Genomic DNA, 22,481 nt, shown 5'->3' with positions numbered 1-22,481 from the left:
CCAGAGGGGTGGGACACACACTCGGGCCATTGCTGCGCTCGGCCTCCGGGATATTGGTCTTTCCCTCTGCGGGGAAAGATGAATTTGGGGCCAAAAAGGAGCGCTCTGGCATGTGAATATGTCCAAAAAGCCTTGATCCCGAGAGGAGGGCCATCTGCTCGGTAGAATCTGGGCATGCCCCAAGATCCTCAGTCGATCAACCTGACCAACCACTTCCTGATCGCGATGCCGGGCCTCGAGGACGGCACGTTCTCCAAAAGCGTGGTCTACGTCTGCGAACACAGCGAGCGCGGCGCGCTTGGATTGATCATCAACAAGCCTGGCGAAATCAGCCTGGCGGACCTTTTTCAGAAGGTTGATCTCCCACTTGCCCGCAAGGATCTCGGCGTACAACCTGTTTTCCATGGGGGGCCGGTGCAGACCGAACGGGGTTTCGTGCTGCACGAAACCGTTCAGGTGGAGGGCATTCCCCCAGAGGAATCCCTGTACGCGTCTACTTTGATGGTTCCGGGAGGCCTTGAGATGACTACATCCAAGGACGTTCTGGAAGCGCTCTCCAGCGGTGGCGGGCCCAAACGTGTCCTGGTGACGCTGGGCTATTCTGCCTGGGGTGAAGGCCAGCTCGAATCCGAGATCGCCGGCAATAGCTGGCTGACCGTGGATGCAGATACTGGGTTGATTTTTGATTCGCCGGTGGAGCAGCGATATGACCTCGCGCTCAAGTTGCTCGGGCTTGAGGCGTGGATGCTGTCTCCTGATGCGGGGCATGCATGAGATGAAGCACCCCCTGAGTCGCCTTCGGCGCCTTCCCCCTCTCTCTCTTCGGGAGGGGGACAACGCCAGTGGCCGGCGCAGGTCCGTCCACGGCGTTCCGGGTGTGGCTTGCTCCGCAGCCTTCGGATTGCCTCTGCGGCAACTTCAGATGGGGGGCAAGCCCAGCGGCCGGTGCAGGTCCATCCGCGGCGTTCCGCGTCTGGTTTGGTCGGCAGCCATTCTCTTGGTGCCTGCCGTTGCTTTACGCGCCAGGGATGACTGAATTGGATACCGTTGTACCTCCTCATCACGCCAGCTTCCTGGCATTTGATTTTGGTCTGAAGCGAACCGGTGTTGCTGTGGGAAACCGCTTGCTGCGCACGGCCACCCCTCAGGCCACGGTGCGCGCCGAAGGCGATGCGCGCTGGCCGCTCGTTGCGGCGCGTATCGCAGAATGGCAGCCCGATGCCCTGGTGGTGGGCGTGCCTTTTCACCCTGACGGGGCTGAGCATGAAAATACCGTGCGGGCGCGGCGATTCGCCCGCCAATTGCGCGGACGCTTCAACCTGACGGTCTATGAGGTGGATGAGCGGTACAGCACCACGGAAGCCCATTCACAAGGCGCGCGCGACGCGGATGCCGCTGCGGCGGCCATAATTTTGGAGCAATTTTTGAGGAGCCTTCCATGACTTCATCGGCCCGGGTTGCCGAATCAGCGGTGGGGGCATTGACCCTGGACGCCGAAGCCCTATACGGCGAATTGTTGCGCAGCGTGCGCCCGCTGCTGCGCGCCGATACGAAATTGGTGGGCATCGTCTCTGGCGGGCAATGGCTGGCAGATCGCCTGCATGCTGATCTGGGGCTGCCTGGGCAAGCGGGAGCCATTTCATCTGCCATGCACCGCGATGATTTTGCCAAGCGCGGCCTGGCTGCCACGGGGCAGACTTCACTGCCTTTCGAGGTTGACGGCGCGGACATTCTCCTTTTGGACGATGTTCTGTTCACGGGCCGCACCATTCGGGCGGTCCTGAACGAGCTTTTTGACTATGGGCGTCCAGCCTGTGTGCGCCTGGCCGTATTGGTGGACCGGGCAGGGCGTGAACTGCCGGTGGCAGCAGAGCTGGCGGCTGCCCGTCTGGCCTTGCCAAGTGCGCAATCGCTCGAACTCGCGCGCGAAGAAGACGGGCGTTTCAGTTTCCGGATAGAAAAGATCTGACCATGCTGGCTCGAGGCAATCCTCAACTCAACAAGAATGGCGAGCTGACCCACCTGCTCTCCACCGAAGGGCTCTCCAAAGATGTGCTCACGCACATTCTCGACACCGCAGGCAACTTTGTCAGCGTGAGCGATCGGGAGGTCAAGAAAGTACCCCTCTTGCGCGGCAAGAGCGTGTTCAACCTGTTCTTCGAGAACTCCACGCGCACCCGGACCACGTTCGACATTGCGGCCACGCGCCTGTCAGCGGATGTCTACACCTTGGACATCGCCCGCTCCTCTACTGCCAAGGGTGAATCCCTGCTTGATACGGTGGCCAACCTGGCGGCCATGGCAGCCGATATTTTCGTCGTGCGTCACAGCGAGAGCGGGGCGCCCTATCTGATCGCACAGCACGTGGCCCCCCACGTGCACGTGATCAACGCCGGGGATGGCCGTCATGCGCACCCCACGCAAGCGCTGCTGGATATGTATACCATCCGGCACTACAAAAAGGATTTCAGTGGCCTGACGGTCGCGATCGTGGGCGACGTGCTGCATTCGCGTGTGGCCAGGTCTGACATTCACGCCCTGACCACGCTGGGTGCTGCCGAGGTCCGCGTGGTGGGTCCCAGAACCCTGCTGCCTGCGGACTTGGCCCCTATGGGGGTGCGCGTGTGCCACTCCCTGAAAGAAGGCATACAGGATGCCGACGTCATCATCATGTTGCGCCTGCAAAATGAGCGTATGAGCGGCGCGCTGCTGCCCTCCAGCCAGGAGTTTTTCCAGAATTTTGGCCTGACCTCCGAGAAGCTCCAATGGGCCAAACCTGATGCCATCGTCATGCACCCTGGGCCCATCAATCGCGGCGTTGAAATCGACTCGGCGGTCGTGGATGGCGCGCAAAGCGTGATCTTGCCGCAAGTCACTTTTGGCATCGCCGTGCGCATGGCCGTGATGAGCATTGTGGCGGGTGCATGAGAACCTATTTGAGCCGCCACCGAACGAGCCAGGCAAGCGTTTTAGCGTTCCGGCCGTTCACAGGCAACGGCTCTAACTGATCGACTTACCTGAACATCATGAAGATCCTGATTCAGCATGGCCGCGTGATTGACCCGGCTTCGGGCCGAGACGAGACGGCCGACGTGGCCATCGCCGACGGTCGCATCGTTGCGATTGGCGGCGCAGCGAGAGATTTCAACCCTGAGCGGACCATTGACGCCAGCGGCTGCGTGGTGGCGCCTGGTTTGATTGATCTGGCGGCACGCTTGCGCGAACCCGGCCATGAGCACGCGCGCATGCTGGAGAGCGAAATGGCCGCAGCCGTGGCAGGCGGCATCACCAGTCTGGTGTGCCCTCCGGATACCGATCCTGTTCTGGACGAGCCGGGCTTGGTGGAAATGCTCAAGATGCGCGCGGAAAGGCTGCACCAGGCACGTCTGCTTCCCCTGGGTGCGCTGACACGCGGGCTCAAGGGTGAAACCCTGACCGAACTGGTGCAACTGACCGATGCCGGGTGCGTGGCGTTCAGCCAGGCGGAGTCGCCAGTGGTCAACACGCAGGTTCTGCAGCGTGCGCTTCAGTATGCAGCCACATTCGGCTACTCAGTCTGGCTTCGGCCACAGGATTCCTGGTTCAGCAATGGCGTTGCAGCCAGCGGCGCTCTGGCTACCCGCATGGGATTGTCCGGCGTTCCTGTCATGGCCGAGACCATTGCCCTGCACACCTTATTTGAGATCATGCGGGGCCTGCAGGGTTCCGGCCTTCGCTTGCACTTGTGCCGCATTTCAAGTGCGGCCGGTGTGGAGCTGGTGCGCCGCGCCAAGGCAGACGGCTTGGCGGTCACCGCAGATGTCAGTATCAATTCGCTCCATCTGACGGACCTTGACATCGGCTATTACGACAGCGCGGCCCGCTTGACGCCACCCCTGCGCCAGCAGCGTGATAGGGACGCCTTGCGCGCAGGCCTGGCAGACGGCACGCTGGACGCGCTGGTTTCAGACCACACGCCTGTCGACGCTGACACCAAGACTTTGCCTTTTGCAGAAGCTGAACCCGGTGCCACAGGGCTTGAGCTACTTTTGCCGCTGGCTCTGAAATGGGCCCAGGAGGGTCTTGGAATCTTGAGCGCTTTGAAGGTTTTGACCTCAGCACCCGCCGGCATACTCGGCAGCGCGGTCAGCAACTCGCTCGGAGGCGTCGGGCAACTTGCGGTGGGCGGCGTGGCCGACCTGTGTGTTTTTGACCCCGAAGAGCAATGGGAGGTGACGCCAGAGGCTTTGCGTAGCCAGGGCAAGCACACGCCTTTCACGGGCTACCAGTTGACTGGGCGAGCGCGCTTGACCTTGGTGGGCGGACGTGTGGCCTTCGATCGCGAAGCTACCTGCGTCAGCGTCAGCCGGTAGTCGAGTGAAGCTGTTCACGGCGGTCTGGCTTGCGCTGCGGGGGACGCTGCACGTTCTGGGTGGCTATTTCACAATCCGTTTTCGGTTTCCCAGACTCTCCCCTGCTGGCAGAGAGGCTTGTGTACAAGCGTGGGCCCGCGAGTTGCTGAGGATCTGGCGTATTGACCTCCAGGTCCGAGGCACGCCGCCGTCTCAAGGACCGGTGTTGCTGGTATCCAACCATATCTCGTGGCTGGATATTGTGGTGATACACGCCTCCGGTTACTGCCGGTTCGTCTCCAAGGCCGATATCAAGGCGTGGCCGCTCATAGGCCCCTTGGCCACGGGAGCAGGCACTTTGTACATCACGCGTGAATCACGCCGCGATGCCTTGCGCACGGTGCATCGTATGGCCGACGCCCTGAAAGCAGGCGAGATACTGGCGGTGTTCCCGGAGGGCACCACCAGCAACGGCTTGGCCTTGCTCCCGTTTCACGCTAATTTATTGCAAGCAGCCATCTCCGCGAATGCGCCTGTTCAACCGATGGCGCTGCAGTTCGTTGACAGCGCGAGCGGAGAGGTCAGTCTGGCCCCCTGCTATGTGGGTGACGAAACTTTGGTGGCTTCGATCTGGCGCACGCTCACAACGCCAGGAACTCGCGCTGTGGTCAGTTTCGGAGAGCTTCAGTCGCCGGATTTGCGCGACCGCAGGCAATGGGCAGAAGATCTGCGTCAGGCTGTGGACGCTTTGAGGCAGTAAGTCCGGCGAAGCGCTGCCGGCATCAAGAGCCGCCAGCGCTCTCCGGTGCAAACGTCACGACATGGTCAACCTCCGGCCGTATCCCAATCCATTCGCCTACCTGATGATTGTGGTGGCTCGGCACGTGGGCCATGACGATTTCGCCGCTCGCCAGTCTCAGGGTATAGAGAAACTCCGAACCTCGAAACGCCTTGCGGGTAATGATGGCCTTCACTGGAGACAGGTCATCATGAACGATGTCGTCTGCACGCAAAAGAATGTCGCAGCGCCCGTCGGGGTAAGCGGCGGGAATGGGGCAGTCCGTGAGGTTGGCCAATAGGCCAAGCGGCGTTTCAACCAGTGCGCCGCCCGGGGTTTGCAGAATGCGGGCCGGCACGAACACACCATGCCCTATGAAGTCCGCAACGAAGCGTGTGGCCGGCCGGTGGTAGAGGGAGTACGCGTCGTCCCACTGATGCAAGGTCCCCTCATGCATCACGCCGATCTGATCGCCAATGGCAAATGCCTCGAGCTGGTCATGGGTGACAAAAAGAGCCGTGGCGCGGGCAGCTTTCAAAATGGCACGCAACTCATGCGCCAGGCGTTCGCGCAGATCTACGTCCAGATTGGAGAAGGGCTCGTCCAGCAACAGCAGCTGAGGACTGGGTGCCATGGCTCTGGCGAGCGCAACGCGTTGCTGCTGGCCCCCGGATAGTTCGTGTGGAAACCGGTTTTCGCTGCCTGCCAGATCGACCAGCTGCAGAACTTCAGCGACGCGCGCCTGACGCTCGCGCGCCGGCAAGTGCTTGAGGCCGAACGCCACATTGCGTTCCACGTTCAGATGCGGAAAGAGCGCATAGTCCTGGAACACCATGCCAATGCGGCGCTGCTCTGGAGGCATGTGAATGCCCGAGCCGCTGACAAGCTTGCCTCCAATGAGGATCTGCCCGCCGCTGGCGCGTTCCAAGCCTGCCACAGCGCGCAGCAAGGTGGTTTTGCCGCAACCTGATGGCCCAATCAGAACGCCGATATCGCCGGCAGCCAGCCCAAGTGACACGCCTTGCACGGCCGGGCGCTCCCGGTCAGGGTAGCGCGCTTCAAGTTGTTCAACCTCGAGAAACATGGCGCGGATTGTAGATGCGTACAATTTCGTTGTTGGCCGCCATCACGGTGTAAGCCAGCGATTTCCAAGGTCTTCCCGCGCAAGCGGTCAGTTGCTGTTTCCAAGCCTTTCCCGTGCGCGCGCTCAAAATCTTCCTTTTGCTGCTCCTTGTTGTGCTGCTGGTGCTTCCTGTGCTGGCGGTGGTTGCTTCATGGGCAAACTGGGATGAGGCGAGCATGGGTATCCTGCGCGAAATGGCTTCTACGGTATTGCCTGAGTATGCGCTCACCACCGTGGGCCTGTCCTTGATGGTCGGCGTAGGTGTCGTGATGGTCGGCGTACCCGCAGCGGTGCTTGTGACCGTGTTCGATTTTCCCGGTCGCCGCAGTTTCGAGTGGTTGATGCTGTTGCCCCTGGCCATGCCGGCCTATGTCACTGCCTATGCCTATACAGACTTCCTGCAATTCGCGGGTCCCTTTCAGACCTGGGTGCGAGCGGCGTTCGGCCTGGAGGGACGAGTGTTTCCGGAAGTGCGAAGCGTGTGGGGGGCCGCCTGGGTCTTTGCTTTCTCACTCTACCCGTATGTTTACTTGCTGGCACGCACGGCGCTGACCGAACGGGCTCCACAGTTGATGGAGGCCGCCCGATTGCTGGGAGCTTCGCTTCCCCGTCGCTTGCGCGAAGTTGCGCTGCCCCTGGCGCGTCCGGCGATTGCTGCGGGCACGGCACTGGCGCTGATGGAGGTGCTGGCTGATTTTGGTGTGGTCAGCTACTTTGGCGTGCAAACCTTCACGGCGGGCATCTACAAGGCCTGGCTTTCCATGGACAACCGCATCGCCGCTGCCCAACTCGCGACGGGCCTGCTGGCCTTTGTGGTGGTGGTGCTCTGGATGGAGCAGCGAGCCCAGAAACGCATGCGGTTTGCCGGCAGTTCGACCTCGCGCGCTTCGTCGAGTGAGGCACGCCCCATTCATCTGACAGGTGCTCGTCTGGCCATCGCATGGCTGCTTTGCACCATGCCTGTGGTGATGGGTTTTGTGCTTCCCGTTGCTTTCATGCTGAGGCCCCTGGCGGCCGATTGGTCCGTGCTTCCCTGGGACAGCTTTCTGCAATGGGCTTGGAACAGCATCCGTCTGGGGGGCATGACGGCGTTGCTGGCGGTGGCCATCGCACTGTTGTTGGCCGCTAGCGTGCGGCGTGCACCCGGGCTGCTGACCAAGGCTGCTGTTCAGGTAGCTTCACTTGGTTATGCCGTGCCGGGCGCGGTGATCGTAGTGGGTCTGCTGCTTCCTGTGGGTTGGCTGCAAGCCAGGTGGCCAGAAGCGCGCGTTGGCTACTACATCACCGCCACGGTGCTGGGCCTGCTGTGGGCCTATCTGGTGCGGTTTTCATCGGTGGCGCTGCAGTCCATTCAAAGCGGCTACGCGCGCCTTCCCATGAGTCTGGATGAATCGGCGCGCATGTTGGGAACGGGGCCGTTTCGCCTGCTGACCGCGGTGCACTGGCCGCTGTTGCGTCGTGCAGGCCTTGCCGCAGCGCTGCTGGTGTTCGTAGACGTGATGAAAGAACTCCCAGCCACCATTGTGCTGCGGCCATTCAACACGGACACGTTGGCAGTGGTGGCCTACCAATTGGCACGCGATGAACGCCTGGGTGAAGCTGCACTGCCTTCTTTGGCGCTGGTGGCCGTGGGCCTCCTTCCGGTCATCTTTTTAAGCCGGACTCTCCGAAGAACCTCGTAAGACGCCCGCCGCGCGTTCCGCAGGCTTGCCATGAACGGGGGGCTGGCGCACTGAGGAGCCTTCAGATATTCTTTATCTTTCGCAAGAATGGCGAAAGCAACTTACCATCTACTTGCGGGTCTGGAAGTTGCATAGTGCCGCTTCCTGCGGCGCCACTTAACCACTCGCTCGAGGTGCTTCGATGAGCTTCACTGATGAGAAGGTTGGCCCACGCTCACGGTTGGGCCTTCGGGAAAAGCGTGCAGAAAAGCGCCCTACCCACCTCACGCTTATCTGGCCTGCCCTATGAAATCAGACGCAGAGTTGCGTGCCGCGGCAGCCCTGTTTCGGGTCATGTCCGCCCCCATGCGGCTGAAAATCATCAATGCCTTGTGCTTTGGAGAAAAGAATGTGGGCGAACTCCTCGCGCTCATCCCCACGACACAGCCCAACATGAGCCAGCACCTCAACAGCCTCTATAAGGCGGGGGTGCTCGGTAAGCGGCGAGATGGGGTGCTCATCTACTACCGGATCGACAATGAGCGCGTCGTTGCCCTGTGCAGAGCCATCTGTGCCGAAGTGTCTGTGAGCGTCACCGCAGGTTGAGGCATATCGCCAGCAGGTGCGATTTTGCTTATGCGGAAATCAGGGAAATTTCTTATATAAGCGCATATAAGTCTCGGTATCATCAGACTTGTTTATATATAAGAATGCGCCTTGTGTTGGCCATGCGCCATGCATAAAAGCGTCTCGCTCAACCCACGACAGGAGGTAAGTCCCATGCCCGTTTCGCTCCCCCGATTGGCCGCTGCCGCACTGTTGCTGGCTGGCGCAGTCGCTCATGCTCAGACCGACCCTCTTCAGGTGCGCAGTTGGGCTGCAGCGTGCGCCAGTTGCCATGGCACGAATGGTCAGGCGCAACCAGGAAACGAGCCCTTGGCTGGCGCCAACAAGGACGAAATGCTCAAGAAGCTGCTCGACTTCAAGAGCGGGGCCAAGCCGGCCACCATCATGCACCAGCTCAGCAAGGGTTACTCCGACGAGCAGCTTGCAGCTATCGCGGCCTGGTTCGCTGCTCAGAAGAAATAAGGGGGAAGTCTCATGGATCGTCGTCAATTCGTTCGGGCTGCATCAGCGGCGTCGGTCACGGCTTCCGCCGCGGCTGCGATATCGGGCTGCGCCTCAGTGGGCGGTGGCAGTGGAGGAAAGGTGGTGGTGGTCGGGGGTGGCTACGGTGGCGCCACGGTGGCCAAATACCTGCGCATGTGGTCTGAGGGCCGCATAGAAGTCACGCTTATCGAGCCTGCAGAGGCTTTCGTTTCCTGCCCGATTTCCAATCTTGTGCTGGGTGGCAGCAAGCAAATTGCCGATGTCACGGTGCCCTATGAGAATCTTGCACGCCGCCATGGCGTGAAGATCGTCCGCAGCCGCGCCTCCGCCATCGACGCAGACAAGCGTCAGGTCCGACTGGCCGACGGAAGCACCTTGTCCTATGACCGGCTTGTGCTTTCTCCGGGTGTTGACTTCATGTGGGACCAGCTTCCAGGCATGACCAAGCCAGGCGCCCAGGAGCGGGTGCTGCACGCCTGGAAGGCGGGCGCGCAAACGGTGGCGTTGCGCCGTCAGCTCGAAGCCATGCCCGATGGCGGCGTCTATGCGCTTACCATTCCTCTGGCACCTTATCGCTGCCCGCCCGGGCCCTACGAGCGTGCTTGCCAGGTGGCCCACTACTTCAGCAAGGCGAAGCCAAAGTCCAAGGTGCTGATCCTCGATGCCAATGATGACGTGACCTCCAAAGGGCCGCTGTTCAAGAAGGCATGGGCAGACCGCTATAAGGGCATCATCGAGTACCGTCCCAAGCACGTCACCACCGACGTGGATGCCGCGAGCGGAACACTCAAGTTTGAATTCAATGACGACGTGAAAGCACAGGTGCTGAACGTTGTTCCTCCCATGCGTGCAGGTGACATTGCGCACAACGCCGGCTTGACCACGGCCAACAAGCGTTGGTGCGAGGTGGATTGGCTCACCATGGAATCCAAGGCCGCCAAGAACATCCACATCCTGGGTGACTCCCTGCAGATCGCCCCTGGCATGCCTAAGTCCGGGCACATGGCCAACCAGCACGGCAAGGTGGCTGCGGCCGCCATCGTGGCTTTGCTGTCCGGCCGGGCGCCCAATCCGCTGCCGCTCTATAACAACACTTGCTACAGTTTTGTGAGCGATACCGATGTGGTTCACGTGGCCAGTGTCCACCGCTACGAAGAAGCGCAGAAGACCATGGTTCCCGTGCAAGGCTCGGGCGGTGTCTCAGTGGCTGCCAGCGAGCTGGAAGGCCGCTACGCCATGGCCTGGGCGCGAAATATCTGGGCGGACAGCCTGGCCTGATAGGCTCCCCCCTGAGTCGCTATCGCGCCTTCCCCCCTGAGGGGGGACACCATCAGCGGCCGGGCCAAGCCCGCTCCGCGATGGTGCCGGAATGGCCTGCTCCGCGGCCTTCTGAGTTCTTTAGGGGGATGGGGTGGTGGTGTTTCTGTAGCGCTGGAGATGTCGCGATCGCGCCTCGCTCCTTGGGGGACACCGCCAGCGGCCGGGCCAAGCCCGCTCCGCGGCCTTTTGAGGTGATTTAACAGCCACTGCAGCGCTGTTCTTGCGCCGCGGCCTCTGATGACTTTTGATGCGGGTTTTTGAAATGGCGTGGAAACTTCTGTTTTGTCGATCTGCTGTGGTGGCGCTAGCGCTTTTTGCTTGGGCGGGTGCCAGCTACGCGCAGGCGGATGAGGCGCGGGCCAGGCAGATCATTGGGGGGTCTTGCTTTCTTTGCCATGGGCCCGATGGGGAAGCAGCCAGTGAGGGGTTTCCTCGGCTGGCTGCGCAAAATGCTGAATACATTGCCAAGCAGCTTGAAAATTTCAAGAGCGGCAAGCGCAAGAGCAGTGCGATGTCCAGCATGGTGGCCAATCTTTCGTCTGATGACATGGCCGCGTTGGGACGCTTTTATGCAAGCCGCCCTGCACATCAGGAGGCGGCGCAGGATCCGCAATTGGCGCTGGCAGGGCAGACGCTCTACCAGTCAGGCAATCAGCAAAGTGGTGTTCCCGCTTGCGCCAGTTGCCACGGAAAAGATGCGGCTGGCAATGCGGCGCTGCCGCGTCTGGCTGGGCAGCACGCGGGCTACCTGCAAGCTCAGCTCAAGCAATTCAACCAACGCGAGCGCACTAACGACAATGCGGTGATGCACGCCGTGGTCGAGAAAATGACCGCTGCCGAGATGGCGGCCGTTTCGCAGTACCTGAGCGGAAAATAGTCCGGTGTCCCTGGGGCGGGGTGTGTTCTCCAGACCATAAGCTCGCACCCCTTCGCGCTTCCCTGACTTGCCAGATGAGGCATCATCTTGAATAATTCAGTGAATACTTATAAATATGGGACGCAAGATGGCGCGCGAAATGGACAGGCGGCAACTATTGAAACGTTGCGCATGCACTGCTTTGTCGGCTGGTATGGCAAGCGCATGGGTGCGTTACGCAGAAGCCGCCTCGGAGCCTTCAGCCATCGCGCCTATGGTGCCGAAAGAGGTTGTACGCAACTGCTGGTACGTCGAGGGGCTCTCAGCGCTGGGCTCTCCTGCCAATCAGAACTTCATCTCCAACGCGGGTTTCATAGTGACCAGTGCCGGGGTGGTGGTAGTGGATGCTTTGGGCTCTCCTGCTTTGGCGGAGCGCTTGCTCGGAGAAATCAAGAAGGTCACTGCTCAGCCTGTGACGCATGTGGTGGTCACCCATTACCATGCCGATCATGTCTACGGCCTGCAGGTGTTCCAGGCGCTGGGGGCGCGCATCATTGCGCACCAGGCCGGACGTGAATACCTGTATTCAGACACCGCGCGCCTTCGGCTGGAGGCTTCTCGCGACGAATTGGCGCCGTGGGTCGATGCGAAAACGAAATTGGTAGAGGCCACAGAATGGATATCCGCAGCGCAGCCACTTCAGGTGGGGGACACGCGCTTTTTGATTCAGCCGGTTGGACCTGCGCACACGCCTGAGGACCTGGCCTTATACGTGCCGGATTCCAAGGTCTTGTATGCGGGCGACCTGGTGTTTCGCAACCGCATTCCGTTCGTGGGCCAGGCCGATAGCCGCAACTGGATCGCTTCTTTGGACCGGCTTCTAAAATTCGATGCGGCAGTGGTTGTTCCCGGACACGGGCCGGCTTCTACGCAGGCGCGCCAGGATATGGAAATGACGCGCGACTACCTGGTCTACCTGCGCAAAGTCATGGGGGCCGCGGCCCAGGACATGACGCCCTTCGATGAAGCCTACAAGGCTGTGGACTGGACCGCTTTCGAACATCTGCCGCTGTTCGGCGCTGCCAATCGCATGAATGCCTACAACACCTATCTGCTGATGGAGCACGAAAGATAATGATGCACCGTAAGCACTTTCTGCAGGTGCTCGGGAGTTTGTGCCTTTCGGGCGCCGCAGTCGCTCAGTCGGCTGAAAAGCAGCTACCGCTTTCAAGCTCGCTGCCTGAAGAGCTGGCCAAGGCCTTGAAGTCCCGTCAACCGCTGGTGGTGATGATCAGTCTGTATGGCTGCCCGTGGTGCAAGATGGTTCGTGAAAACTACCTGGCTCCCATGCATGTGCGGGAGGGGCTGGCGGTGGTGCAGATCGACATGCAAAGCCCCAGACCCACTCAGACACCTGCAGGCGCCTCTACGACGCATGGAGCGATGGTGCGGGAATGGGGCGTCAAACTGGCTCCCACGCTGCTGTTTTTAGGCCCGGGCGGAAGGGAAGTGGCCGAGCGCCTGCCTGGGGGCTCATCAGACTTCTACGGCGCCTATCTCGATGAAAGACTGAGCCAGGCAAGGCGTGCAATCCTGCAGTGAGCTTGCGGCGCGTGGCTAGTTGCAAGTGCGTTGAAGGGCAACTGAGCCGGTTCGCGTCCTATCTCGCTGCTTGCCAATGGCGCATGACCGTGGCATCTTGCTATCGCGGATACCGGCTTTTTATTTAACCAGATGGGGTTCAAACCATGAGATTTTCTGCTCCCACGCTCTTTTTTGCCTCCCTGTTCGCGAGCAGCCTGGCCATGGCACAGGTCCCTGAAATCTTCAAAGGTGCAGATCTGAAGATAGGAGAAAAGCTCATTGCAGAGAACAAGTGCAGCCAGTGCCATGCACTCAAGTGGGCTGACGATGGCAAGGCGATCTATCGGCCAAAGGGCCGTATCAACACACCAGCGGCGCTGGTGAGCATGGTGGAAAAGTGCAGCAGCGAGCTCAACCTGTCGATTTTTCCTGAAGAAGTCACTGCCATTGCGGCGGTGCTCAATCGCGACCACTACCGCTTCACGAAGTAAGACGCAACAAGCACTTCGGTTTCAGGTCGCCTGCTGTTGGGCAACGGACACTGGTAGAAACCCGTATGTCCTCATTCATATTCGGATATTAATATAAGCTTATTCGAATATAAATATATCCCATGATTTCTTCTGAGGATCCAGCGGGCCAAGGGGGCCCCGCGCAGGGCCGTCTGCTCAAAGCGCCAGAGAATTTTCTCGACAGGGAGGGCATCAAAACCGTGATGTCCGAGGGCAAACGAGGGCGGCGCGACTTCATCCGCAATGCGTTTGCCACAGCGATGGCGGGTGCTGCAGCAACCACTGCACATGCCCAGGCCAATCCTGTGGGGGTAGAGGGCGGTGACGCCAACATCCTGAATCTGCCACCTCACAGCAAAGGCCTGGGGCAGGCGGTGGCGACAGACGGTTACGGCAAACCATCCAAATATGAAGGCAACGTACAGCGACGCCAAAGTCCGGGCCTGACGCAAACCACGCAAGCTTCGGTGTCTTTTGCGCCTATGCAGTCCCTGTTCGGCATCGTGACGCCCAGCGGTTTGCACTTCGAGCGGCACCATCAGGGCTGGTGGGACATCGACCCTTCCAAGCACCGTTTCATGATCAATGGCCTGGTCAAGACTCCCAAGGTCTTCACCATGGACGAATTGATGCGGCTGCCATCGGTATCGCGCTTTCATTTCATTGAATGCGGTGCCAACACGGGCATGGAGTGGGGCAACGTTGCCGTACCCACGGCGCAGTACACCCATGGCATGCTCTCTTGCAGTGAGTTCACGGGCGTGCCGTTGATCACGCTGCTAGAAATGGCGGGCGCTGATTTGAAGGCCGGCAAATTCGTGCTGGCCGAAGGCGCTGACGGATCTTCCATGACCCGCACCATCCCTATGAGCCTGGTGACTTCCGGCCAGGTGCTGGTGGCCTACGGGCAAAACGGTGAAATGCTCCGACCTGAAAACGGCTACCCGTTGCGTCTGGTGGTGCCGGGCGTTCAGGGCGTGAGTTGGGTCAAGTACCTGAGGCGCGTAGAAGTTGGTGACCAGCCCTGGGCTGCCAAGGACGAGGCCGTGCATTACGTAGACCTCATGCCAGACGGTACGCACCGCCAATACACCAGCATTCAAGAGTGCAAGAGCGTGATCACCACACCTTCGGGCGGCCAGGTTCTTCTGGATAAAGGCTTCTACAACATCACGGGGCTGGCCTGGTCGGGAAGGGGCAAGGTCAAACGTGTCGACGTGTCAGTCGATGGCGGACGCAATTGGAGAAGCGCCCGCCTTGAAACGCCGGTCCTCGACCGGTGCCTCAGCCGTTTCAATCTGGACTGGGTATGGGATGGAAAACCGGCTATTTTGCAAAGCCGTGCCATGGACGAGACAGGTTACGTGCAGCCCAACTACACCCAATTGCGCAAGGCGCGTGGCACGCGTTCCATCTATCACAACAACGCCATCCAGTCATGGATGGTGCAGGAAAGCGGAGAGGTCAAAAATGTCCAGCTTTCCTAAGTTTTCCAAGCGCGGCGTTCAGGCTGCGATGGCGCTCTGCCTCGCGACTTTGCTGGGTGGGCAGGCGCTTGCCCAGGATCGCTTTCCCGGTATTGGCCGCCCGGCAACTACCAAGGAAGTGGCTGCCTGGGACATTGATGTACGCCCTGACTTCAAGGGCTTGCCTCCAGGTTCCGGCACGGTTGAAAAAGGCCAGGACATCTGGGAGGCCAAATGTGCCAGTTGCCATGGCGTGTTCGGTGAATCCAATTCTGTCTTCAACCCCATCATCGGTGGCACAAGCAAGAAAGACATAGAAACGGGCCGCGTAGCCAACCTGACGCGCGAGGACTACCCCGGGCGCACCACCATCATGAAGGTGGCCACGATCTCAACCGTGTGGGACTACATCAACCGAGCCATGCCATGGAACGAGCCCAAGACACTCAAACCTGATGAGGTGTATGCGGTCACGGCCTTCATGCTCAATCTGGCAGACATCGTCCCTGCGGATTTCACGCTCTCTGACAAGAACATTGCAGAAGTGCAAAAGCGCATGCCCAATCGCAATGGCTTTACCACCAAGCATGCCATGTGGCCAGGCCGTGAACTGGGTGGCCTGCCGCAGGCGGACACACGCAACACTGCCTGCATGAAGGACTGCGTGGCCGAGCCCAAACTGACATCGCAACTGCCGGCATTTGCCCGAGATGCGCATGGAAACCTGCGCGATCAGAACCGCACCGTTGGCGCGCAGCGCGGAGCAGACACCAGTCGACCCGAAGGAAAGCTTGGAGACGCCGCGGCCCCTGTGGCTGTGCCCAGCGCCGCCAAGGCTCCCTCAGCTGGCGCAGCGGCCGTCGCACTGGCGCAGAAGCACTCCTGCACCGCTTGCCACGCTCAAAGCGCCAAGCTGGTAGGTCCGAGCTTCGTGGACATCGCTAAAAAACATGCCGGCAAGACTGAGTATCTGGCTGGAAAAATTCGCGCGGGCGGAGCTGGCGTCTGGGGGGAAATCCCCATGCCGCCGCAAAACCTGCCTGATGCCGACGTGAATGTGCTGGCCAATTGGCTGGCCACAGGCGCTGCCCAGTAGCGGCCCCGACGCAGGCACAATTCACCCAGTTGGGGATTGCCCTCTCGTGAGCGCAATCATCGACCCCTAAGATTTACATTCTTTCAAGGAGAAAACGCCCATGCAGACACGCAGGCAAACCCTCAAGCACAGTGCCGCCGTGGCGGGCCTGTTGGCCACCGCCGGGCTGCTGCCACAGCAAGCACTTGCCTTCAACAAAGGCGCGTTCGAGGCCAAGTCATTGAACGATGCTCTCAAGGCGCTGGGATCAGGCGCACCCACCGAGAGCAAGGATGTCACGCTGACAGCGCCTGACATCGCCGAGAACGGCGCCGTGGTGCCTCTCGCCGTCGCCAGTTCATTGCCAAATCTCAAGCATTTGGTGTTGCTGGTCGAGAAAAATCCGAACGCGCTGGTGGCTGTATTCAACGTCACCCCCGAGGTCGAGCCCAACTTCGCCACCCGTTCCAAGATGGGGCAATCTTCTGATGTGTACGCCGTCGCCATCACCGCTGATGGCAAGGCGCATTACGCCAAGAAGGAAGTCAAAGTCACCTTGGGCGGCTGCGGCGGCTGATATGGACCACCCCCGAAGCGCCTGCGGCGCCTCCCCCTACGCCGGGCGCCCCTCGAGGGGGCGCACCCAGCGGCCTGGCGGAGCCAGCTCCGCGGGTACCCTGGCTAAAAGCACAGTGAGCGGTCGATTCGGGCGCGTGATGGCCTTAAATACATTGAATTAGGAGAGAAAAATGGCAGATCCGATGCGAATTCGTGCACAGGCCGCTGGCGACAAGGCCACGGTCCGTGTGCTCATGAGCCACGAGATGGAATCCGGTCAGCGCAAAGACGCGTCCGGCAAGTTGGTGCCCGCCTGGAACATCCAGGACGTTACCGCCTCACTCAACGGCAAGCAGGTCTTTTCCTGTGAATGGGGCCCCGCGGTCTCGAAAAACCCTTTCCTGCAGTTCACCCTCAAAGGTGCCAAAGCAGGCGACAAGATCAGCGTGACCTGGAAAGACAACAAGGGAGAGACGCGCACCGACGAAGCTACGGTTTCTTGATGCGCTGAAGATCAAGGCGGACCTTGAGAACTCGTTCTTGGCCCGCCTTTCTTTTTTCCTTTGTACGGAGACATACACGATGAAAAAGAGGGAAATCGCAAGTGTGGCAGTCGCAGGGCTGTTGCTGGCGGGCTGGGGTGTGGCCATGGCGCAGAAGACGTCCACCCAGTCGATCGAAGAGTACCGCGAGATGCTGCAAGACGGCAATCCAGCGGAGCTGTTCGAAGCCAAGGGGGAAGATCTGTGGAAGAAAAAACGCGGACCCAAAAATGCATCGCTGGAGCGCTGCGACCTGGGCAAGGGCCCCGGTGTGGTCAAAGGCGCGTTTGTGGAGTTGCCGCGTTACTTTGCCGATACCAAGCGTGTTCAGGATCTGGAATCCCGCGTAGTGACTTGCATGGAAACTCTGCAAGGCCTGAATGCTGAGGAAATCGCCAACACGCCATTCGGCAGGGGCGAGCAAAACAATGTCACGGCCCTCGCGACCTGGATCGCCGCAGAATCCAAAGGAATGCGCTTTAATCTGCCGCAATCCCACGCCGAGGAAAAAGAATTCTATGAAGTGGGCAAGCGCTTGTTCTTCAAGCGTGGCGGCGCCCATGATTTCGCATGCGCGTCCTGCCATGGTGAAGATGGCAAACGCATACGCTTGCAGGACCTCCCACGTTTGACGGGCAATCCGGGTGACGGCGTAGGCTTTGCTGCCTGGCCAGCGTATCGGGTGTCCAACGGGCAGATGTGGGGCATGCAGCAGCGCCTGAACGACTGCTATCGCCAGCAGCGTTTCCCCTACCCCAAGTTTGGTAGCGACGCCACCATTGCTCTCGGTGTCTATCTGGGCGTCAACGCTCAGGGCGCCAAGTCCATCGTTCCGGCCATCAAGCGCTAGAAGGAGCTGCAAATCATGAAAAACAAGCTCGCAAAGACACTGGCATTGCTTGGCGCCGGCGCATTGGTGGTCGGTTGTGCCACAGGCTCGCGCATGAGTTCTGCCGATCTCGACAAACGTACGTCGGAGGTGGTGAAGTCATCGTTCCGTGACCAGGGCATTGTCAAGGTGGCAACTGCGCTGGCCGATGATGACACTTTGACCGCATGCGATGCGGCAGATGTCACCGGCAAGCCGCTGAGTGCCGAAGCCACCAAGGCCATCGAAGAGGCCAACTTCAAGACCATCAAGTGGCCTGCCAACGGCAAGTTTCTCGGTGACTGGAAAGAGGGCGAGAAAATCGCTCAGAGCGGCCGGGGCATGACCTACACCGACGATGCCGGTACTGTGAACGGGGGCAACTGCTACAACTGCCACCAGATCGACAAGGCGGAGATTTCCTTCGGCACCATTGGTCCTAGCCTGTACAACTTCGGCAAGATCCGCGGCGTGAAGGATCCTTCAAGTCCGGAAGCCAAGGCCATGGTCGAATACACCTGGGGCAAGATCTGGAACAGCAAGGCCTACAACGCCTGCTCCAACATGCCGCGTGCTGGACACAAGGGTATCTTGAATGAAGATCAGGTGCGCCATATTGTGGCCCTGCTGCTTGATCCCAAGTCTCCCGTGAATCAGTAAATTCTCGCTACTCGCTAACCCGGCCAGGAAACTCAGTACGACGGGCTTCCTGGCTCGGGTTTTGAAAACAGTGCTCTAAAGACCGGAGCAGCGCAATGCGTCAAAACCTTGACGAATCTTTGCCTTCTGATAGTTCAGTGATCGCTTATCCATGAATCTCACCAAACGCGAATTTTTCCAGGTTCTGGGCGCTGCAAGCGCTGCAGGCATGAGCCTGGGCCACTATCAGAACGCCAGCGCACAGACGGCGGCAGACGGGCTCTACGACGTTCCAAAATTTGGCAATGTGTCTTTGCTGCACATGACAGATTGCCACGCTCAGCTCAACCCCATCCATTTCCGTGAACCCAGCATCAATCTGGGTTTCGGAGATATGCGCGGCAAACTCCCGCACCTGGTGGGTGAGCAACTTCTCAAAGCTGCAGGCGTCAGGCCAGGCACGGCCCAGGCGCATGCACTGACCTATCTGAATTTCGAGCAAGCGGCCAAGCGCTATGGCAAGGTGGGCGGCTTCGCGCATCTGGCGACACTCGTCAAGCGCTTGAAAGCCAGCCGACCCGGCGCCCTGTTGCTGGACGGCGGCGATACCTGGCAAGGCAGCGCCACCGCGTTGTGGACCAAGGGCCAGGACATGGTGGACGCCTGCAAACTCTTGGGCGTGGACGTCATGACCGGCCACTGGGAGTTCACGCTGGGTATGGAGCGTGTGCAGGAAATCATCAACAAGGATTTTGCCGGCAAGGTCGATTTCGTCGCGCAGAACGTCAAGACCGCTGATTTTGGCGATCCCGTATTCAAGCCCTACGTGATCAAGGAAATCAATGGCGTAGCGGTGGCCATCATCGGCCAGGCGTTTCCCTACACACCTATCGCCAACCCTCGCTATATGGTCGCTGACTGGGAATTCGGCATTCAGGACCAGAACATGCAGAAGATGGTCGATGAAGCCAAGGGCAAAGGCGCGCAAGCGGTCGTCGTGCTCAGCCACAACGGCATGGATGTCGATCTGAAAATGGCCAGCCGAGTCTCTGGCATTGATGCCATTTTGGGCGGCCATACGCATGACGGCATGCCCGTGGCCTCTGTGGTTGCCAACAAGAGCGGCCAGACCATCGTCACCAATGCGGGCTCGAACGGCAAATTCCTCGGTGTTCTCGATCTCGAGGTCAAAGACAAGACGGTCACCGGTTTTCGCTACAAGCTATTGCCGGTGTTCGCCAATATGCTGCCTGCAGATGCGCAGATGAGTGAACTCATCACCCGCATCAGAGCCCCCCATGAAGCCAAGCTCAGCGAGACCTTGGCGATCACCGAAGGCCTGCTCTATCGCCGTGGTAATTTCAATGGCACAGGCGACCAACTTCTGGTCGATGCCTTGATGGACGTTCAAGGCGCGGAGATTGCGTTCTCCCCAGGTTTCCGTTGGGGTACCACCTTGCTGCCCGGCCAGCCCATCACCCGTGAGTGGCTCATGGACATGACAGCCACCACCTACAGCTACGCCACCATCACCGAGATGAAGGGCGAGATGATCAAGACCATCCTGGAAGATGTGGCGGACAATCTTTTCAACCCTGACCCTTACTACCAGCAGGGCGGTGACATGGTTCGCGTCGGCGGCCTCAGCTATGCCTGCGATCCCCAGGCCGGCATGGGCCAGCGCATCAGTGACATGCGCCTGAAGGGGCAGCTCATAGACGCCAGCAAGACCTACAAGGTCGCGGGTTGGGCCCCTGTGGCAGAAGAGGCTTCCAAGGCCGGCAACAAGATGGTGTGGGAGCTGGTGGAGCAGTGGCTCAAGAGCCGCGGCGGCAAGGTGTCTACGCGCAAGCTCAATGCGCCCAAAATCACCAGCGGCCTACCCAATCCTGGTTACGCGGCCTGAGACGATCCGCTCCTCTTGAGGCCCAGTGGCCTCTGAATACCCGTAGATTTTTCAAGGGTTCTCAAGCTATGCCGAAGCCATGCACTCTCGGCATACAGAGCTATTTTTCCTTTTGAACGAGGGCTGACAAGCGCTGGAGACAGGATTTCTCCTGCAAGTCGATCAGCTACCGCCATTTCCAGCGGGTAATATGAGGCTGTCGCCACGGCGGCCAGTCATTGGCTTCTGGTAGTTTGAGCGGCAAAAGGTGTCCGCGCTTTATCGCGAGCGTCCTTTTGTCGCAGAAACTTCTGAAGTATTCGAGGCACTCGAATGCGAAGCAACCCCGTTCACTTAGCTCGTAAAAGGAAACACCCGAGATGAATCATCCCGCTCAATCCTCACGGTCTCTGATCGCAAAGCCTGAATTGGCCCCTGTGGATCATTCACGCCGCCGTATGCTTGCGATAGGAGGTACTGCCTTGACCGCCGGACTGGTGGGCGCCGGACCCGCCATGGCCCAGAAAGAGTCGCCAGCTTTCCAGCCGCACTCCGGTCAGGCCGGAAAAGACGTGGTGTGGGTGCCTACGCCCGACTCTCTGGTGAAACGAATGCTGCAACTGGGCGGCGTCAAGAGCGACGACTTTGTCATTGACCTGGGCGCAGGGGACGGGAAGATCGTGATTGCGGCGGCCAAGGACTTTGGCGCGCGGGGTCTCGGCATTGAATACAACCCGGACATGGTCGCTCTGGCACAGCAAAAAGCGCGCGCCGCAGGCGTGTCTGATCGCGCCAACTTCGAGAAGGCCGACATCTTCGAATCGGATTTTTCGAAGGCCGACGTCATCACCATGTATCTCTTGCCCAACCTGAACCTCAGGCTGCGCCCGACGCTCATGAAACTCAAGCCGGGCACGCGTCTGGTCACTCACGCGTTCGACATGGGTGGCTGGACTGCCGACGAGACATCTCAGTCTGGTGGTTCTACCGCCTATCTCTGGCTGGTTCCGGCCAATGTCAGTGGAAAGTGGCAACTGAGCTATCCACAAGGCTCGTCCTCCATCAATGTACCGTTTGAAGTGACGCGCCAGCGCTTCCAGGTGCCAGAAGGCCGTGTCCAACTGGGAGAAACAGAAACTTCACTGCGTGACGCCAAAGTGATAGGCGATATGGTGCGCTTTGCGTTCACGGGCACGGATGGCGTGGCGAGAACCTTCAATGGCCGAGTCAACGGTGGCAAGATTGAAGGCGAGGTGTTCGACGGTCAGCGTCGTCAGCGCTTTAACGCAGAGCGCCAAGGCAATGCTCCGGCTATTGAAGTCGGAGATTGAGGCTCAGGAGGGGACAGCCTAATTCAGGGACGGCTTGTTAGGGCGGAACTTCAGCTTAGTCAGTGAGCGTTTTGCAAGCAGCCGGTATTTCCTGGGAGCGCCAAGCTCCAGCTTGGCAATTCACCGTTTGTAGAGGCCCCGAACTGCCAAGCTGGAGCTTGGCGCTCCCAGGGGTAGCAGCCGGATGCAGGGGCGTAAGCGTTACTTATTTCCGTGCTGATCATTTGCTACTAAAATGCTAGCTATGAAAACGTTGCCGACCTTCTCCGATCGCCGACACGTTCTGATCCTGGGTTGCGCCACCGCATTTCTGGCGGGTTGCGGAACCCCGGTTCAGCGCACGCGACCCGCGGCCTCCAAGCCATCCACACCAACTGTTTCCCGCTCAACGCCGCAACTGGCGCTGGACATGTCGGGTCGTGAAGCGGCAGTCGCTCGCGCCATGATGGTTGTCAACACACCGTACCGGTATGGTGGCAACACGCCCGATGGCGGGTTTGATTGCAGTGGGCTCGTCCAGTATGTGCTGACCGACCTGGGGAATGCGCGCCTGCCGCGCAGCACCTCGCAATGGGCGGCGGCCAGCGCGCCCGTGCCCGAAGGCGCCATGCAGCGTGGCGACCTGGTGTTCTTCAACACGAGTGGCCAGCCTTTCTCTCACATGGGTATCTATGTGGGCAATGGTCAATTTGTGCACGCTCCTTCCAGTGGCGGCACCGTGCGCAAGGACAGCCTGTCCAGCCGCTATTTCGCTTCGCGCTATTTAGGCGCTCGAAGCGTTTTTGCTCAAGCCGCAAGCGGCGGCTAAGGACGAACCGGGCACGTCCCGATTGCCTGGCGCG

At 59.8% G+C, this 22,481-nt stretch carries 24 protein-coding genes; 23 read left to right on the top strand and 1 reads right to left on the bottom strand.

Going from position 1 to position 22,481, the window contains the following annotated elements; translation table 11 throughout:
- Window positions 1–174 precede the first annotated feature (174 nt).
- The 6 genes from ABIE13_RS20680 (at window position 175) to ABIE13_RS20655 (ending at window position 5,091) form a co-directional block, all read left to right on the top strand.
- The gene (locus tag ABIE13_RS20680; RefSeq protein WP_354446920.1) at window positions 175–774 is read left to right on the top strand and encodes a YqgE/AlgH family protein; all 600 of its coding nucleotides are present in this window, start codon (window positions 175–177) and stop codon (window positions 772–774) included.
- A 254-nt stretch (window positions 775–1,028) separates the two neighbouring features.
- A complete protein-coding gene (gene ruvX / locus ABIE13_RS20675) occupies window positions 1,029–1,442 on the top strand; it encodes a Holliday junction resolvase RuvX (protein ID WP_354446918.1) in 414 nt (137 codons plus the stop codon).
- Entirely contained in the window at window positions 1,439–1,969 is a 531-nt protein-coding gene (pyrR, locus tag ABIE13_RS20670; RefSeq protein WP_354446916.1) for a bifunctional pyr operon transcriptional regulator/uracil phosphoribosyltransferase PyrR, read from the top strand. The genes ruvX and pyrR overlap by 4 nt, the downstream gene beginning before the upstream one ends.
- 2 nt (window positions 1,970–1,971) lie before the next feature.
- A complete protein-coding gene (locus tag ABIE13_RS20665; protein ID WP_354446914.1) occupies window positions 1,972–2,928 on the top strand; it encodes an aspartate carbamoyltransferase catalytic subunit in 957 nt (318 codons plus the stop codon).
- Between the two features lie 98 nt (window positions 2,929–3,026).
- The gene (locus ABIE13_RS20660) at window positions 3,027–4,352 is read left to right on the top strand and encodes a dihydroorotase (protein ID WP_354446912.1); all 1,326 of its coding nucleotides are present in this window, start codon (window positions 3,027–3,029) and stop codon (window positions 4,350–4,352) included.
- A gap of 4 nt (window positions 4,353–4,356) precedes the next feature.
- Window positions 4,357–5,091 carry a lysophospholipid acyltransferase family protein gene (locus tag ABIE13_RS20655; protein WP_436278452.1) on the top strand — a complete coding sequence of 245 codons (735 nt, stop codon included), beginning with the start codon at window positions 4,357–4,359 and terminating at the stop codon, window positions 5,089–5,091.
- 22 nt (window positions 5,092–5,113) lie between these two features.
- On the opposite strand, the gene ABIE13_RS20650 is transcribed toward ABIE13_RS20655, so the two are convergent.
- A complete protein-coding gene (locus ABIE13_RS20650; RefSeq protein WP_354446911.1) occupies window positions 5,114–6,193 on the bottom strand; it encodes an ABC transporter ATP-binding protein in 1,080 nt (359 codons plus the stop codon).
- Between the two features lie 113 nt (window positions 6,194–6,306).
- On the opposite strand from ABIE13_RS20650, the gene ABIE13_RS20645 reads away from it, so the two are divergent.
- The 17 genes from ABIE13_RS20645 (at window position 6,307) to ABIE13_RS20565 (ending at window position 22,447) form a co-directional block, all read left to right on the top strand.
- Complete coding sequence (locus ABIE13_RS20645; protein WP_354446909.1) at window positions 6,307–7,914, top strand: ABC transporter permease; 1,608 nt, start codon at window positions 6,307–6,309, stop codon at window positions 7,912–7,914.
- A gap of 285 nt (window positions 7,915–8,199) precedes the next feature.
- Entirely contained in the window at window positions 8,200–8,499 is a 300-nt protein-coding gene (locus tag ABIE13_RS20640) for an ArsR/SmtB family transcription factor (protein WP_354446907.1), read from the top strand.
- Window positions 8,500–8,673: 174 nt separating this feature from the next.
- Entirely contained in the window at window positions 8,674–8,982 is a 309-nt protein-coding gene (locus tag ABIE13_RS20635) for a c-type cytochrome (RefSeq protein WP_354446905.1), read from the top strand.
- 12 nt (window positions 8,983–8,994) lie between these two features.
- Window positions 8,995–10,281, top strand: a complete 1,287-nt coding sequence (locus ABIE13_RS20630; protein WP_354446903.1) for an NAD(P)/FAD-dependent oxidoreductase — start codon at window positions 8,995–8,997, stop codon at window positions 10,279–10,281.
- 304 nt (window positions 10,282–10,585) lie between these two features.
- A complete protein-coding gene (locus ABIE13_RS20625) occupies window positions 10,586–11,200 on the top strand; it encodes a c-type cytochrome (RefSeq protein ID WP_354446901.1) in 615 nt (204 codons plus the stop codon).
- A 253-nt stretch (window positions 11,201–11,453) separates the two neighbouring features.
- On the top strand, window positions 11,454–12,314 hold the full coding sequence (locus ABIE13_RS20620; RefSeq protein WP_436278454.1) for an MBL fold metallo-hydrolase: 861 nt from the start codon (window positions 11,454–11,456) through the stop codon (window positions 12,312–12,314).
- A complete protein-coding gene (locus tag ABIE13_RS20615; RefSeq protein WP_354446898.1) occupies window positions 12,314–12,781 on the top strand; it encodes a thioredoxin family protein in 468 nt (155 codons plus the stop codon). Before ABIE13_RS20620 ends, ABIE13_RS20615 begins: the two co-directional genes overlap by 1 nt.
- 146 nt (window positions 12,782–12,927) lie before the next feature.
- Entirely contained in the window at window positions 12,928–13,254 is a 327-nt protein-coding gene (locus tag ABIE13_RS20610; protein WP_354446896.1) for a hypothetical protein, read from the top strand.
- A 122-nt stretch (window positions 13,255–13,376) separates the two neighbouring features.
- Complete coding sequence (gene soxC, locus ABIE13_RS20605) at window positions 13,377–14,762, top strand: sulfite dehydrogenase (protein WP_354446894.1); 1,386 nt, start codon at window positions 13,377–13,379, stop codon at window positions 14,760–14,762.
- A complete protein-coding gene (locus tag ABIE13_RS20600) occupies window positions 14,746–15,837 on the top strand; it encodes a c-type cytochrome (RefSeq protein WP_436278451.1) in 1,092 nt (363 codons plus the stop codon). Before soxC ends, ABIE13_RS20600 begins: the two co-directional genes overlap by 17 nt.
- Window positions 15,838–15,937: 100 nt before the next feature.
- Window positions 15,938–16,393, top strand: coding sequence for a thiosulfate oxidation carrier protein SoxY (gene soxY / locus ABIE13_RS20595; protein ID WP_354446892.1), 456 nt, complete (start codon window positions 15,938–15,940; stop codon window positions 16,391–16,393).
- A gap of 172 nt (window positions 16,394–16,565) precedes the next feature.
- Window positions 16,566–16,877, top strand: a complete 312-nt coding sequence (soxZ, locus tag ABIE13_RS20590; protein WP_354446890.1) for a thiosulfate oxidation carrier complex protein SoxZ — start codon at window positions 16,566–16,568, stop codon at window positions 16,875–16,877.
- Window positions 16,878–17,022: 145 nt separating this feature from the next.
- Window positions 17,023–17,766, top strand: a complete 744-nt coding sequence (soxA, locus tag ABIE13_RS20585; protein WP_354447156.1) for a sulfur oxidation c-type cytochrome SoxA — start codon at window positions 17,023–17,025, stop codon at window positions 17,764–17,766.
- A 15-nt stretch (window positions 17,767–17,781) separates the two neighbouring features.
- Window positions 17,782–18,444, top strand: coding sequence for a sulfur oxidation c-type cytochrome SoxX (gene soxX, locus ABIE13_RS20580; protein WP_354446888.1), 663 nt, complete (start codon window positions 17,782–17,784; stop codon window positions 18,442–18,444).
- Window positions 18,445–18,595: 151 nt separating this feature from the next.
- Entirely contained in the window at window positions 18,596–20,329 is a 1,734-nt protein-coding gene (soxB, locus tag ABIE13_RS20575; protein WP_354446886.1) for a thiosulfohydrolase SoxB, read from the top strand.
- Between the two features lie 359 nt (window positions 20,330–20,688).
- A complete protein-coding gene (locus ABIE13_RS20570; RefSeq protein WP_354446885.1) occupies window positions 20,689–21,639 on the top strand; it encodes a class I SAM-dependent methyltransferase in 951 nt (316 codons plus the stop codon).
- 244 nt (window positions 21,640–21,883) lie between these two features.
- The gene (locus ABIE13_RS20565; protein WP_354446883.1) at window positions 21,884–22,447 is read left to right on the top strand and encodes a C40 family peptidase; all 564 of its coding nucleotides are present in this window, start codon (window positions 21,884–21,886) and stop codon (window positions 22,445–22,447) included.
- Window positions 22,448–22,481: the final 34 nt, after the last annotated feature.

The organism is Ottowia thiooxydans (genome assembly GCF_040548795.1).
Classification (GTDB): Bacteria; Pseudomonadota; Gammaproteobacteria; order Burkholderiales; family Burkholderiaceae_C; genus Ottowia; species Ottowia thiooxydans_A.
This window is presented reverse-complemented; position numbering and strand designations above follow the sequence as displayed.